This is a genomic window from Pontibacter ramchanderi, from assembly GCF_002846395.1.
GTDB classification, from domain to species: Bacteria; Bacteroidota; Bacteroidia; order Cytophagales; family Hymenobacteraceae; genus Pontibacter; species Pontibacter ramchanderi.
The window spans coordinates 1,038,637-1,051,839 of the sequence record NZ_PJMU01000001.1; the positions used below are offsets into that span (position 1 = coordinate 1,038,637).

Consider the following 13,203-nt stretch of genomic DNA (forward strand, 5'->3'; position numbering starts at 1 on the left):
ATCTAGTATACGCAATCCGCACTCAAACGACTTGCCGGCATGCAGCAGCTTTTAGAATGGAGCGCTGGCCTCTGCAAGTAGAAATGTTTTAACTATTGAAGCAAGCATATCAAACAGAATAACCCTACATTTGTGTATTGAAAAAAAATAAGCATGCTTCACTTCTTTTTTAGTCAACCTGACACAGTTTACGCCCTGCAAGCAAAGGGAGAACTTAACGCCACTGACATCCAAAAGTTGGAATGGCTATTCGGCAACGCCACTCGAAAACAGGAAACTGCGCTGAGTGGCTTTTTTGTTGGACCACGCGCAGCCATGGTGACGCCCTGGAGCACCAATGCCGTGGAGATCACCCAGAACATGGGCATCGAAGGCATCATCCGCATCGAGGAGTTCAAGATCGTAGCCGAGGATTTCACGGATTTCGACCCGATGCTTTCGCAGAAGTACAACGGCCTGAACCAGGAGATCTATACCATCAACATCCAGCCGGAGCCGGTGCAGCCTGTAACGGATATTGCAGCTTACAACAAGCAGGAAGGCCTTTCGCTGAGCGAGGAGGAAGTAGACTACCTGAACCAGCTTTCCGAACGACTGGGTCGACCGCTCACCGACTCGGAAGTGTTTGGTTTCTCGCAGGTGAACTCGGAGCACTGCCGCCACAAGATCTTCAACGGCAAGTTCGTGATCGATGGCCAGGAGAAAGAGAGCTCGCTTTTCAAACTGATCCGCAAGACATCCGAAACCAACCCGAACGATATCGTTTCGGCTTACAAGGACAACGTGGCCTTTATAAAAGGGCCAGTGGTGCAGCAGTTCGCCCCGAAACGTGCCGATGTGCCGGACTATTACCAGGTGAGCGATTTCGAGTCGGTGATCTCCATCAAAGCAGAAACGCACAACTTCCCGACTACGGTAGAGCCTTTCAACGGCGCCGCCACCGGTTCGGGTGGTGAGATCCGCGACCGACTGGCCGGTGGTCAGGGAGCGCTGCCATTAGCTGGAACAGCTGTGTATATGACCGCATTGTCGCGTCTCGAAAAAGACCGTCCCTGGGAACGAGCCACGCAGGAGCGCCCTTGGTTATACCAGACGCCAATGGACATCCTGATCAAAGCCTCAAACGGTGCTACCGACTTCGGTAACAAATTCGGGCAGCCGCTTATCACGGGCTCCGTGCTGACTTTTGAGCATGACGAAAAAGCCGATGAACTGGAGTCGCCACGCAAGCTGGGCTATGACAAGGTGATCATGCTGGCTGGTGGCGTGGGCTATGGCAAAGCGAGCCAGGCGCAGAAAGGACATCCGAAAACAGGCGATAAGATTGTGATCCTGGGCGGCGAGAACTACCGTATCGGTATGGGCGGTGCCGCTGTATCGTCTGCCGACACCGGCGAGCACGGCTCAGGTATAGAACTGAACGCCATCCAGCGCTCTAACCCCGAAATGCAGAAACGCGCCGCCAACGCCATCCGTGGCATGGTGGAGAGCGAGCACAACCCGATTGTTTCCATCCATGACCACGGTGCCGGCGGTCACCTGAACTGCCTCTCGGAACTGGTGGAAGAAACAGGCGGCAAAATCGACCTGGACAAACTGCCGGTGGGCGACCCTACCCTGTCGGCCAAAGAGATCATCGGCAACGAGTCGCAGGAGCGAATGGGCCTGGTGATCGGTGAAAAAGACATTGAGACACTTCAGAAAATAGCCGAGCGCGAGCGTGCCCCGATGTACACCGTGGGCGACGTGACCGGCGACCACCGCTTCACGTTCCAGTCGTCTACCACAGGTGAAAAACCGATGGACCTGGAGCTGAGCGACATGTTTGGCAGCTCACCGAAAATGGTGATGACCGACCAGACTGTGGAAAGAAATTACCAGCCGGTAAGCTACGACAAAAACCAACTCTACACCTACCTCGAGCAGGTGCTGCAACTGGAGGCCGTAGCTTGCAAAGACTGGCTCACGAACAAAGTGGACCGCTGCGTGGGTGGCCGTGTGGCCAAGCAGCAATGCGCCGGCCCGCTGCAACTGCCGCTGAATAACTGCGGTGTGATGGCGCTCGATTTTCAAGGTATAGAAGGTATAGCAACTTCCATTGGCCACTCTCCTATTTCTGCCCTGATCGATCCCGCAGCCGGTAGCCGCAATGCTATCGGCGAGTCACTATCCAACATTGTATGGGCACCGCTGAAAGATGGCTTGAAGAGCGTTTCGCTTTCGGCCAACTGGATGTGGGCTTCGAAAAACGAAGGCGAAGATGCGCGTCTGTACAAAGCCGTGGAAGCCTGCTCGGAGTTTGCCATTACCCTGGGTATCAACATCCCGACGGGCAAGGATTCGCTTTCCATGAAGCAGAAGTATAAAGACGAAGACGTGATCGCACCGGGCACTGTGATAATTTCAGCAGCCGGTAACTGCAGCAACGTGCGCCAGGTGGTGGAGCCAGTGTTGCAGCACAATGGCGGCAACATCTACTACATCAACCTGTCGAACGACGCCTTCAAACTGGGGGGGTCCTCTTTTGCGCAGATTGTGAACAAGATCGGAAACGAGACACCAGATATCACGGATGCAGCCTTGTTCGGCAATGCCTTTAACACACTGCAGCAGCTGATCAAAGAAGATAAGATCGAAGCCGGTCACGACATTGGCAGCGGCGGCCTGATCACAACGCTGCTCGAAATGTGCTTTGCCGACAACAACCTGGGCGCCAGCATCGACCTGACATCTCTTGGTGAAGAAGACAGCGTGAAAGTGCTTTTTGCCGAGAACATCGGCGTGGTGTTCCAGGCTTCAGCTGAGGTGGAGGCTACGCTAGAAGCGAACAAGGTTCCTTTCCACAAAATCGGTACAGCAACTGCTTCTGCTACGTTGGAACTGAAGAACGGAAACGATGCCTATACCTTCGACATCGCCCAACTGCGCGATACCTGGTTCAAAACATCTTACCTGCTCGATATCAAGCAAAGCGGTCCGCACAGTGCCCGTGAGCGTTTCGAGAACTACAAGAAGCACGAGCTGAACTATACCTTCCCGGCGAACTTCGACGGCAAAAAACCGGTGATCGACAGCACGAAGCCACGCATCAAGGCGGCGATCATCCGTGAGAAAGGAAGCAACTCGGAGCGTGAAATGGCCAATGCCATGTACCTGGCCGGCTTCGATGTGAAAGATGTGCACATGACGGACCTGATCTCGGGAAGAGAAACGCTGGAGGATATCCGCTTCATTGGAGCTGTGGGAGGCTTCTCCAACTCCGACGTGCTGGGCTCTGCCAAAGGCTGGGCCGGTGCCTTTATGTATAATGAGAAAGCGAAGAATGCCATTGAGAACTTCTTCAAGCGCGAAGACACTTTATCTGTAGGTATATGCAACGGCTGCCAGCTCTTTGTGGAGCTTGGCTTCATCACAATGGGGCACGACCAGAAGGCGCGCATGCTGCACAACGTGAGCCAGAAGCACGAGAGTATCTTCACCTCGCTCACCATCCAGGAAAACAAATCGGTGATGCTCTCCAGCCTGGCGGGCAGCACGCTGGGTGTTTGGGTATCGCATGGCGAGGGCCGCTTCAGTCTGCCGCACACCGAGGACAAGTACCAGATCGTTTCGAAGTACGCTTACGAGACGTATCCTGCCTGCCCGAACGGCTCTGACTACAACACCGCCATGATCTGCGACGAAACAGGTCGCCACCTGGTGATGATGCCGCACATCGAGCGTTCGCTCCTGCAGTGGCAGTGGGCGCACTACCCGAAAGGCCGTCACGATGAAGTATCGCCCTGGATAGAAGCTTTCGTGAACGCCAGAAAATGGCTGGAAGCGAATGGTAACTAAAAGCTAGGTATAACAGTCCTAATAAACAAGAAAGGCGCTCCGGAATTGACCGGAGCGCCTTTCTTGATTTTGTAGCTGTTCGTCAGTCGGGCTATTTATTCTACCTCTCAGTTACCCTATCAAGCAGAAGTATTCTCAGGTATAGGACCTTTTCATTCTGCAGATTCTCCCCTTGAGGGGAGCGCAGAGGTGTGTTTTACATCTGTGAGGATTTCCCAGTATATCCAACCATTGCATCTTAGCACCGAACCTACATCCCTATAATCCCCTCAAGGGGATAATTTCAGAGAGTGAAACCAATATACTTAAATTTGAGTGCTTCCAAGAGTATATCGGCCCCGCCCTCAAATGAAGCTATCAAAACGACACCACCCCAGGTATAGCAATCAAATCCCCTGCAACTGCTGCATATATGAGGCGCCGACAGGTACTTCGTTTCCTTTGATGCACACCTGGTGACGCTCTATTTTGTCGATCTGCTTTTTGGAGACGATGTAGGAACGGTGCACCCGCACAAAGCTGTCCGCAGGTAGCTGCTCGCTCAGTTCCTGTATCGTCATGCGCGAGAGCAGTTTTCTGCCATCTGCCAGCACAAAGGTCACGTAATTGCCTGCCGCCTCCAGGTACAGGATTTCGTCGTAGTATACCTTCACCTGCTCGTAACCGGTCTTCAGAAACAGGTAATCTTTTACAGGCGCTGTTGTGCCGCGCAGTTGCAGCAGTTCCTGGGCCTTGTTGCAGGCTTTAATAAACCTTGGCAGCGAGAAAGGCTTTAGCAGGTAATCGACCGCATCCAGCTCAAAACTGGTCACGGCATGCTCCGAATAGGCCGTCGTGAAGATGACCATCGGCTTTTTCTGCAGGCTCGTCACGAACTCCAGCCCGGAGATGTCCGGCATCTTGATGTCGAGAAACAGCAGGTCGACCGACTCGTTTTGCAGGAACTCCAGGGCTTTAAAGGCATCCGTAAAACAACCTACCAGTTCCAGAAAGGGCACCTTGGCAGCATGGGCCCGCACTACTTCCAGGGCCATCGGTTCGTCGTCTATTGCTATTGCGCGCATACCAGTTCTTTTTAAGTTCAACCACTTTAGGGTTCCTCAATAATACCTCTATTTCTGTTAAAAAAAGCACTGTAAAAGCCAGGAAGTGAAGCAACATCCAATTTTAGGCTTATGTCCAGAACCTGATCAGCAGCGCCTTGTTACTGCCGGTATAAACTTGCGGACGCTCATGCAAAATCTGCTGCACGCCTGCTAGTTCCCAGCTTCCAGATTTGGTAAATCATATTCCTTATTTAACAGAATATGAAAGATCCCCATCACGATCTCTTTATATGGATAATCTACCCCATTGAAGGTATATGCAAAAGTCATGTCTTGTTTAGGCATATACACCACAAGAGATTTAAAGGCGTCCATACCTCCCATGTGGCCAATCATTTTTTCTTCCTGTAAAACAGGAATAGGGTACATGCCTATGCCAGGCTCTTTCTTCATAAGCGCAAGGGAATTTTCGGATACCAGCTTTCCATCAAAAAGTCCGTTCATAAACTTATTCAGGTCTTCTGGAGTCGAGATGATCCCTGCCGCTCCACGGGGAATGCTTAAGTCAATATGAATAGGTTTTTCCCATACGCCAGCCTTCTTTTCGTAGGAGCTTGACACAAATTTTTTAGGGTTACTTTCCCCGTAATAAGTATTTTTTAGCTGAAGAGGTTTAATGATCCGCTTTTCCAGAATTTTAGCGAAAACCTTCTTTTCAATGTCCTCCAGAATGAGAGATAGAATGATGTAGTTCGTATTGGAATAGTCCCGTTTTTCGCCAGGGGAGAACACACTGCCGTTTTCTTTGATTTTGGTTAACAATTCTTCCTTGCTTCTCTTTTCTACCATCCACTCGTTGAAATTCGGGGATTTTATAATATCAAAAATGCCACTCTGATGTTGCAGGAGATGCTGTATGGTTATCTGATCTGCGTTCGGTAATTCGGGATACAACGTCGACAGTTTGGTATCTAACGATAATTTGCCCTCTTCTATCAATTGCATGACAAGCGTGGCAGTAAACATTTTGGAAACAGAACCAGTCCTGTATGGCGTAGTAGCCGTTGCTTTCACCTTTTTATCGACATCAGCGTAGCCAATTGATTTTTGATAGACGCTTTCGCCCTTGTGATAGACTGATAGACTGCCCATGGCTTTATCATGTTTTTCCAGCAAGGAAAACAAGCTGTCCAATTTTGCTGTCTGAAATTTCTGAGCTGTTACGCTTGTCACGACAAAGAAAAAACCGAAAAAGAACAATGCTATTTTCATGATGCAGAATTTTTAGTAGATGAAAGCAACCTATACACGCTGTGCCTACAGCTGCAGGGTGAGGTGCACAAAAAACTCTTCTGGCGTATCGCGGATGATCAGCTCATGCCGCTCCGGGTATAGCAGATTGAGTCGCTGCCGCACGTTGGCCAGGCCTATACCTGAGGCATCTTTCTCGGGGTCCTGCTCCGACTTCTTCTGCTTGCTGTTGTACACGTCAAAGTAGACCTTGTCCTGCTCGCTGTGCAGGCTTATCCGGATCCAGGACCTGTGCTTAAGGCTGATGCCGTGCTTAAAGGCGTTTTCGATGAAAGGTATAAGCAGCATGGGGGCGATGTACTTATCCCCTACCACATCATCGATCTTGGTCTCGATGGCGATGTTGGGCGAGGCCGAGGTGCGCAACAGCTGCAGGTCGATGTAATTGCGCATGTACTCTATCTCGCGCGAAAGCAGGATCTTTTGCTGGTGGTTTTCGTGCAGCATGAAGCGCATCATGTCTCCCAGCATCTGTATACCTTGGGCAGTGCGCTCGCCTTTTTCCTGCAGGGCCGTGCCGTAGAGCGTGTTCAGGGCGTTGAAGAGAAAATGCGGGTTGATCTGCGATCGCAGGAAATCCAGGTTGGCGCTTGTTGTGCCAAGTTCTTTCTTCAGCACCACCATCTCCTCTCTCCCCTTCATCTGGCGCCTGAACAAGAACCAAATGAAAGGCGCCGCTACCACCAACTGGAAAAGAGAGTTGAAAAAGCTCAGACCAAAGGCATTGTCTTCGTCATGAAAAAACGGCAGCAGCAGAAACGTCACCGGCAAATAGGCCAGGATCACGACCAGAAGTGACACCAAAAGATACTTCCGGAGAGGTTTTTTGGACCGGAGTGCATTCGGAATCAGGTAATAGTAAGCTCCACAATAAAGCGCTAAAGCACTCAGGGAGAGTATCCCCAGGGTTACCGTGATATCCTGATCGATATCGAACACCATCAGCACAAACACACTCACCATCCAGATGATAAAGGCAGTGAGCGTTTCCCGGTTAACAAACTTATACCTGGCCGAAATGGCCGTAGCGTTGGACAGCAGGTATAGGCCACTGTATTTGATAAAGGTATAGATGCCGACCAGCAGCAACAGGAACAGCGTATGGCGGAAACTATCCTGGAAGATCAGATCATAGTCTTGTTCCCCCGGATAATACCAGTTGATCAGGTAGCTCTTGGTATAGGTATCGAGCACGCCCGCAATAAATGAGTAGCCCACGTAGAGCACCAGCAGCAACAAGGCATAGAGCGCTGCGCGTTCCTTCTGCATCAGCTTGGGTATGATCTGGAAATTGAGCAGCAGGAATCCCAGGTATAGCAAGGTATAGCGGATCAGCTGCGGCCAGAAATGATGCTTGTAAAAGCGATAGTGTATCCCTACTTCTTCGAAATCCCACCGATAGGGCTCGTCGGAGGTGGAGAGCGAGAAGATGGCAAAAACAAAGATGGCTGTAGCCGCCCAGAACTCAATTTTAGCGGTCTGGATGGGCTTTGCGATGCGCTGATCTAGTGTCATATCATTCATAAAACAATGATAAATGAAAGGTGTGAGTATATACAAAAAATGTGATGAATACGCGTGAATCTGTGACGGATGGTGCTAAAACAATGTTTCCAGCATAAACTGAAGCAGTTCTGCCCATTTCCCCGCCACATCCATGTCCTCGAAAAGGAAAGACCGCTCTACCTGCCGCTGCAGCAGGGCAACCAGCCGCAGCAGCGTTGGCTCCTTCCCTCCTATGCCGCTTGGCAACGCAAGCAGGCCAAGCAGTAGCAGCAAGCAGGTATTTTTCAGCTCCTGCTTACCAACCGGATTGATTTTTGATAAATGGCTGCTTGATGGGTTCATCTGTCGTGTGCTTTCCGTTCCAGGTCGCTTTCCAATACTATTTCAGGTATAATAGTAGCAAACTGAAAACAGGGCTTCAACTAAAAGTGATGAAACAGCTAAAAGAAGTGATAAACCATACTTGGAACGCCATTTACCCCAAAACCGGGCTGGTATTTAGCGCATAAAAAAGCCGCCCATTGCTTGAGCGGCTTTGCCTACGACGGAACACCAGCTATACCTGCCGAGCCATGCAGGCGAGCGCAGTCAGGTTTAACTCAGCGCGCACTTTTACCTGTAACTGAGCCCTGCGGTTGTTCAGTGAAGTGACAGATAGGTGTAAAACGGCTCGAAATACTCTTCCCTGCTCAGCACATCATCCCGGTTTCTGTCCCAGCTTTTGAAAATGCCGCGCACAAATTCTTTTTCATTTACCAGTTTGTCTTTATTCTGGTCCCACTTTTCAAACAGCCCAAGTTGCTCAATTCCCTGGTGGAACTCTATGTCATCCAACATACCATTCCCGTCTTTGTCCCAAGAGGCCCAGGTCTGCTTTTCAAATTGGAAATCTTTCACAAACTTCTCCCATTGGTCCTTATTTATATAGTTATCCATACTCATCATCATAAGCAGGCCATAAGTGAATTGGGACTTGACGAACTCGACGCCATTAATGAAATCAAAGCCAAACCAACCCCAATCGAGGTAATAGTAAAAGGTATTCTTTTTAAAGGCGTTTTCAAATTCTGCCTGGTTTATGGCGGGCGCATGTATGGTGATCGCCACGGAATCTTTGGCCATGTTTTTTTGCCTGTCCAGTACTTCCAACAGCAGCGTATAGGTTCCCGGGGCTATCTCTCGTGGGTAAAAAGAGCCTGTGAAATCTGTTATGTTCATTGCATCTGTGAATATGAACGGTTCCATGATCTCACTTCTGCTCCCATCGCTACTAACCAAGGATGCTTTCAAGGTGCCTAAAGCCACATTATCTGAAAGCCTGGTATTGAACCTTATCAAATTGATCACGAGGAAGGTGGAGTTTTCTTCCGGGGTCAGAAGCTGGATTTTGGGCTTTTCTGTGTCAGGCGGGTTGTTGACTGTGGACGGAGTTGGGTCATCGTCACCGCCGCAGGATACCCCTATCCACAGCAGTAAAATGAATGAAAGTTGATATATTTTCCTCATAGCAGTACGGTCTAAATGTACAGGAAAACAGGAAGGTCAATGCAATATCAGTCCGGAGACAGGACTGCCGTGGTACTAGAGGGGAAAGCGCAATGTTGTGTTTAAAACAGAGGCTGAAGATAAGTTGGGAAGAGAGCAAGCAGATCAGGTATCCGGAGCGGATAGGAATTTTGAGCCACTCAAAATTAGCATGTTATCACCTTACAGGCAGGCACCGGTATGGCCTGTTATACCTCGTTTATTGTTAGTTACCAGAACAGCTTTGTTGAGGCCTGCCTATACTTAATAGTATACGCATATAACACTTCTGCAGGAAACCCTGCGGGGTAGTGTGAGCAAATTTTACGTGAAAGTGCCCGATACGTCCTCAGATGGTTGTTGGTAGAAGGTAAATTCAAACGAGGGCATTGTTGCTATACCTGTCGGGCGGGTTGTAAATAAGTATGGAGCCCTTGCTATACCTGATCGATCCTGATCCAGCGCATGCCAGCGGCCTCGGCAGCCTGCACACCTGGTTCGCCGTCTTCAAATACCAGGCATTTGTCTGGCGCAACGCCTAACAATGCCGCGGCCTTCAGGAAGGGATCCGGATAAGGTTTGCCTTTTGCTGTGTCGCCGGCGCATACCAGTACTTCTACCAGGTCTGCTATACCTAATACCTCCAGCGTACGCTGCACCGACTTCCTTGCTCCCCCCGACACCACACCGATCCGCAACTTACCGGCACTGGCTAACAGGTGGTCGACTACATACTTAATCGGTTGGGTCTTCTCAATGTATTCGCTGTAGAAAATTTCCGCCTTCTGCGCCTCAAATATCAGCGGGTCGAAGCGGCTGCTATAGCGCTTGTTGATTTCCTTCACCACGGCAGGTATAGGCAAACCGGCAAACTCGTCTATTATGGCAGGGTCAATCGTCACACCCTGCCGTTCGGCCACAGCCACGTAGGTCAGTTTATGCGCGCCCATGTTGTCGGCCAGAGTGCCGTCGCAGTCATACAAGAAAGCCTGGTAGTCGCCTTCCGAAAGAGCTGTTAGCGCCTGCAGCGCTTTTCCGTTCTCTATGTTCAAACTCATTTCAACTGATTTTTTCAAAATATGCTGTAGGGCACTTAGCGTATGGCCGTCACAAACTGCCCGATGGCTTTGCTCACTGTCCCGTTACGGCGAACCAGCCAGTTAAATAACAGGATGCCACACGTCGCGCACACGATACCGGCCAGCACATCGAGCACATAGTGGTGCGAGGTATAGACAGCCGCAAACCAGATGCCGAATGTAATAAGGGTAAAGATGCCCTTGGCAAGCAGCCCCAGTTTGTTCCTGAGCGCATAGTAAAGCACGATGAGCGGGTAGGCGGAGTGCAGCGAGGGCATGGCCGCAAACACATTGGAGCCCTTGGCATAAAGCGAGTGGAAAACGGTGATGCCAAAAAAGTCGTCGAAACGGACCAGACCAGCCGTGTTGCCCGGTGTTTTGGGGATAAACTCGAAGCCGTGCAGCTGCACATACCAGGGCGGGGCGGCCGGGTAAAGGTAGTACACCACAAAACCCAGCAAATTGACAAGCAGAAAGGTAAGCGAAAAATACACGAACTGCTGCCTGTTCCAGAAAAACAAGAAACCGGCAAAGGCCAGCGGCACCGGCACCCAGCTAAGGTAGAAAATCCCGCTCAGCACATCCAGAAAGGTATGGCTGTGCAGCTGCCACCACTCATTCGGGGTTAGCACCGCGTCGCCGCTCTGTATCCCGAAAACCGCTTTTTCGGCATGGTACAGGTCCTCGATGTGCACCGCGTTGAACCAGTAGTTCGGGAAGGCCTTCATGTAATCGTACAGCACCCAGAACACAATAAAGATGGAAAAGCCGGTGATGAATTTGCGGGTAACCGGTGTGGCAAAGTAAAGGACATTGGCCAGGCCGATCAATACCAGCTGATCGGTTTTGAAGCCCACCAGCAGGTAAGACAGCAGCAAATACCCAACAGATAAAGCAGCCAGCACCAGCATTTCTTTGCGCGACACGCGCTTTTTCTCCCCAGCCGCCGCAGTCGTTGTACTCATGTTATTTTTTGTCAAAATCAGATCCAAAAACTTTGTCCCACAAGGCCGAGCTGACGCCATAACCCTTCGTGGCATCGGAATAGTGGTGCAGCATGTGGTGCTTCTTCAGCTTTTTCCAGAACTCGCTCTTAAAGGTGAAATGGTGCAGGGCGTAGTGCGAAATATCGTAAAACAGGTAGCCCACTAAAAAGGCGGCAAAGAAGGCATACAGCGCTCCGCCCGACAATAAAAGCGAAAAGAGCAGATACAGGACTGTTGCCATGGGTATGCTGGCAGAAGGTGGCATCACGAGCCGCTTGGCATCGTTGGGGTAGTCGTGGTGCACGCCGTGGAAAATGAAGTGCAGGCGCAGCGCCCAACCGGCCCTCGGGACAAAGTGGAACACGAAGCGGTGCAGCACATACTCGGTCAGCGTCCAGACAAAAAGCCCCAATGCCGCATAGCCCAAAAAGGCCAGTACCGGAAGTTGCTCTGCAGAGAGCGCCAGCCAGCTCAAAAACAATATGACCGGCACATAAATGTAAAGCGGGACAGTGTAGTGTACCTTAGAAAGCGCCTCCATCCAGTCGTACTTAAACATCCTGACGGAGTCCTGCGAGTTGGAAACAAAGTTCTTTTTCATTTGAAAATCAAGGTTTAAAGCGCCCTGTCACGGCTTTGCCGGTAGTGGCATCCCTGCCTTTCAGCTCTACATACAAAACATTTGGTACCCAGAACGTGCCTCCCTCGATGCGCACAAACACCCGGTCGAGGATGGCTTCTTTCTGGTTGATGGTGGTGTACACGTTATACCTGCCCGCAGCATCTTTGCGCAGGTATAGCGCCAGTTTGCTGTAACTCACGAACTTCAGCTCATAGTGGTCCTTGCCCAGCTTTTTGGTGTTGAGGCCATAGGCAAACTTGCGCTGAATATAGTTCAACTCTCTCTGTTCTCCCCCATCCGCATACCTGATCCAGTAGGCATGAATGGGTTCGGTTTCGTTGAGCTGGCCCTGTGCCGTGCGGTTCAGTTCGTAGACCACGGTGTTGGCATTGGGGTCGCGCTGCACGTAAAACTTCAGGTCCTTGATGCCTTTTGGCACCGGCAGCGAATCGGCTTTTGCCTCGGCTATACCTGCCAGACCGCCGGCGCTGGCACTGCCTGTGCCAAAGTATAAAAGCAGTAATGCCAGGTGAAGTATTCTTCTCACGTTGTAATGCTTCTTTTAGCGGGTCGCCATCTCTTTTGCCTCCATCGCTTTTTTGGAATCCATCAGGCGGTGATAGGCAGTTACATTGGTCATGACGGCCATCACCGTGATAGGCAAAGTGAAAACCGACATGGTCTCGAACACATGGAACGGAACGCCCGGTACGTATACCTTGTAGTCCGCTCCCACGAAATAATAAGTAATACCGCAGGCAATGGCCGACAGGCCGATCAGCACGATTCGCTCCGGACGCTGCATCAGGCCGCCCTTGCATTCCACACCCAGCCCCTCGGCCCGCGCGCGGGTATAGCTCACCATCATAGAACCGATCAGCGCCACAAAAGCAAAGAGCGAACTGAGCAGGTAGTGGTGCGAGATCAGGTAGTAGCAGATGCCCATGAACATGATCATCTCGCTGTAGCGGTCGAGCACCGAGTCGTACATGGCCCCGAACGTGGACTTCATGTTGCCCAGCCGCGCTACCTGCCCGTCGAGCATGTCGAACACGCCGGCGAAGAGCACCAGCGCCCCGGCCCAGCCCACGTACTCCAGCTCGCCCCGGTTGCTGGTTTCCCCACCCCATATAAAGATGCCCGCCACCCCGATGTTGAGGATCAGGCCGGTCGTGGTCACAGCGTTGGGCGTAAAGCCAAGCTTGATCAGTAGCCTCACAAAAGGGTTGATCACCTGGTAGATCCCCTGTTGCAGCGCGTCGCGTAATTTGTCCATGCTCATGCGTTCTTTG

11 protein-coding genes are annotated in these 13,203 nt (G+C 51.0%); 1 reads left to right on the forward strand and 10 read right to left on the reverse strand.

Annotation, left to right across the window (positions count from 1 at the left end):
• The first annotated feature begins 153 nt into the window (after positions 1–153).
• Positions 154–3,837: a phosphoribosylformylglycinamidine synthase gene (gene purL / locus BD749_RS04420; RefSeq protein WP_101443145.1), complete on the forward strand. Its 3,684-nt coding sequence runs from the start codon at positions 154–156 to the stop codon at positions 3,835–3,837.
• A 386-nt stretch (positions 3,838–4,223) separates the two neighbouring features.
• Here the strand turns inward: purL and BD749_RS04425 are convergent, their stop codons facing one another.
• The 10 genes from BD749_RS04425 to BD749_RS19570 all read right to left on the reverse strand — a co-directional run bounded on the left by BD749_RS04425 (position 4,224) and on the right by BD749_RS19570 (position 13,187).
• Positions 4,224–4,901 carry a LytR/AlgR family response regulator transcription factor gene (locus tag BD749_RS04425; RefSeq protein ID WP_101443146.1) on the reverse strand — a complete coding sequence of 226 codons (678 nt, stop codon included), beginning with the start codon at positions 4,899–4,901 and terminating at the stop codon, positions 4,224–4,226.
• A gap of 192 nt (positions 4,902–5,093) precedes the next feature.
• Positions 5,094–6,155, reverse strand: a complete 1,062-nt coding sequence (locus BD749_RS04430; protein WP_101443147.1) for a serine hydrolase domain-containing protein — start codon at positions 6,153–6,155, stop codon at positions 5,094–5,096.
• A gap of 45 nt (positions 6,156–6,200) precedes the next feature.
• A complete protein-coding gene (locus BD749_RS04435; RefSeq protein ID WP_245868707.1) occupies positions 6,201–7,709 on the reverse strand; it encodes a sensor histidine kinase in 1,509 nt (502 codons plus the stop codon).
• Between the two features lie 84 nt (positions 7,710–7,793).
• A complete protein-coding gene (locus BD749_RS04440) occupies positions 7,794–8,042 on the reverse strand; it encodes a hypothetical protein (protein ID WP_101443149.1) in 249 nt (82 codons plus the stop codon).
• Between the two features lie 297 nt (positions 8,043–8,339).
• Entirely contained in the window at positions 8,340–9,206 is an 867-nt protein-coding gene (locus tag BD749_RS04445) for a DUF4625 domain-containing protein (RefSeq protein ID WP_101443150.1), read from the reverse strand.
• Positions 9,207–9,661: 455 nt separating this feature from the next.
• On the reverse strand, positions 9,662–10,282 hold the full coding sequence (locus BD749_RS04450; RefSeq protein ID WP_180336308.1) for an HAD family hydrolase: 621 nt from the start codon (positions 10,280–10,282) through the stop codon (positions 9,662–9,664).
• A 35-nt stretch (positions 10,283–10,317) separates the two neighbouring features.
• A complete protein-coding gene (locus tag BD749_RS04455; RefSeq protein WP_101443151.1) occupies positions 10,318–11,268 on the reverse strand; it encodes a phosphatase PAP2 family protein in 951 nt (316 codons plus the stop codon).
• 1 nt (position 11,269) lies between these two features.
• Positions 11,270–11,890, reverse strand: coding sequence for a sterol desaturase family protein (locus tag BD749_RS04460; protein ID WP_101443152.1), 621 nt, complete (start codon positions 11,888–11,890; stop codon positions 11,270–11,272).
• Between the two features lie 7 nt (positions 11,891–11,897).
• On the reverse strand, positions 11,898–12,458 hold the full coding sequence (locus tag BD749_RS19565) for a DUF4833 domain-containing protein (RefSeq protein WP_101443153.1): 561 nt from the start codon (positions 12,456–12,458) through the stop codon (positions 11,898–11,900).
• Between the two features lie 15 nt (positions 12,459–12,473).
• Positions 12,474–13,187, reverse strand: coding sequence for a CDP-alcohol phosphatidyltransferase family protein (locus BD749_RS19570; RefSeq protein ID WP_245868711.1), 714 nt, complete (start codon positions 13,185–13,187; stop codon positions 12,474–12,476).
• Between the last annotated feature and the right edge of the window lie 16 nt (positions 13,188–13,203).

Coding starts and splice junctions, on each gene's coding strand:
- purL (WP_101443145.1), top strand. CDS start 154: ATGCTTCACTTCTTTTTTAGTCAACCTGACACAGTTTACGCCCTGCAA.
- BD749_RS04425 (WP_101443146.1), bottom strand. CDS start 4,901: ATGCGCGCAATAGCAATAGACGACGAACCGATGGCCCTGGAAGTAGTG.
- BD749_RS04430 (WP_101443147.1), bottom strand. CDS start 6,155: ATGAAAATAGCATTGTTCTTTTTCGGTTTTTTCTTTGTCGTGACAAGC.
- BD749_RS04435 (WP_245868707.1), bottom strand. CDS start 7,709: ATGACACTAGATCAGCGCATCGCAAAGCCCATCCAGACCGCTAAAATT.
- BD749_RS04440 (WP_101443149.1), bottom strand. CDS start 8,042: ATGAACCCATCAAGCAGCCATTTATCAAAAATCAATCCGGTTGGTAAG.
- BD749_RS04445 (WP_101443150.1), bottom strand. CDS start 9,206: ATGAGGAAAATATATCAACTTTCATTCATTTTACTGCTGTGGATAGGG.
- BD749_RS04450 (WP_180336308.1), bottom strand. CDS start 10,282: ATGAGTTTGAACATAGAGAACGGAAAAGCGCTGCAGGCGCTAACAGCT.
- BD749_RS04455 (WP_101443151.1), bottom strand. CDS start 11,268: ATGAGTACAACGACTGCGGCGGCTGGGGAGAAAAAGCGCGTGTCGCGC.
- BD749_RS04460 (WP_101443152.1), bottom strand. CDS start 11,890: ATGAAAAAGAACTTTGTTTCCAACTCGCAGGACTCCGTCAGGATGTTT.
- BD749_RS19570 (WP_245868711.1), bottom strand. CDS start 13,187: ATGGACAAATTACGCGACGCGCTGCAACAGGGGATCTACCAGGTGATC.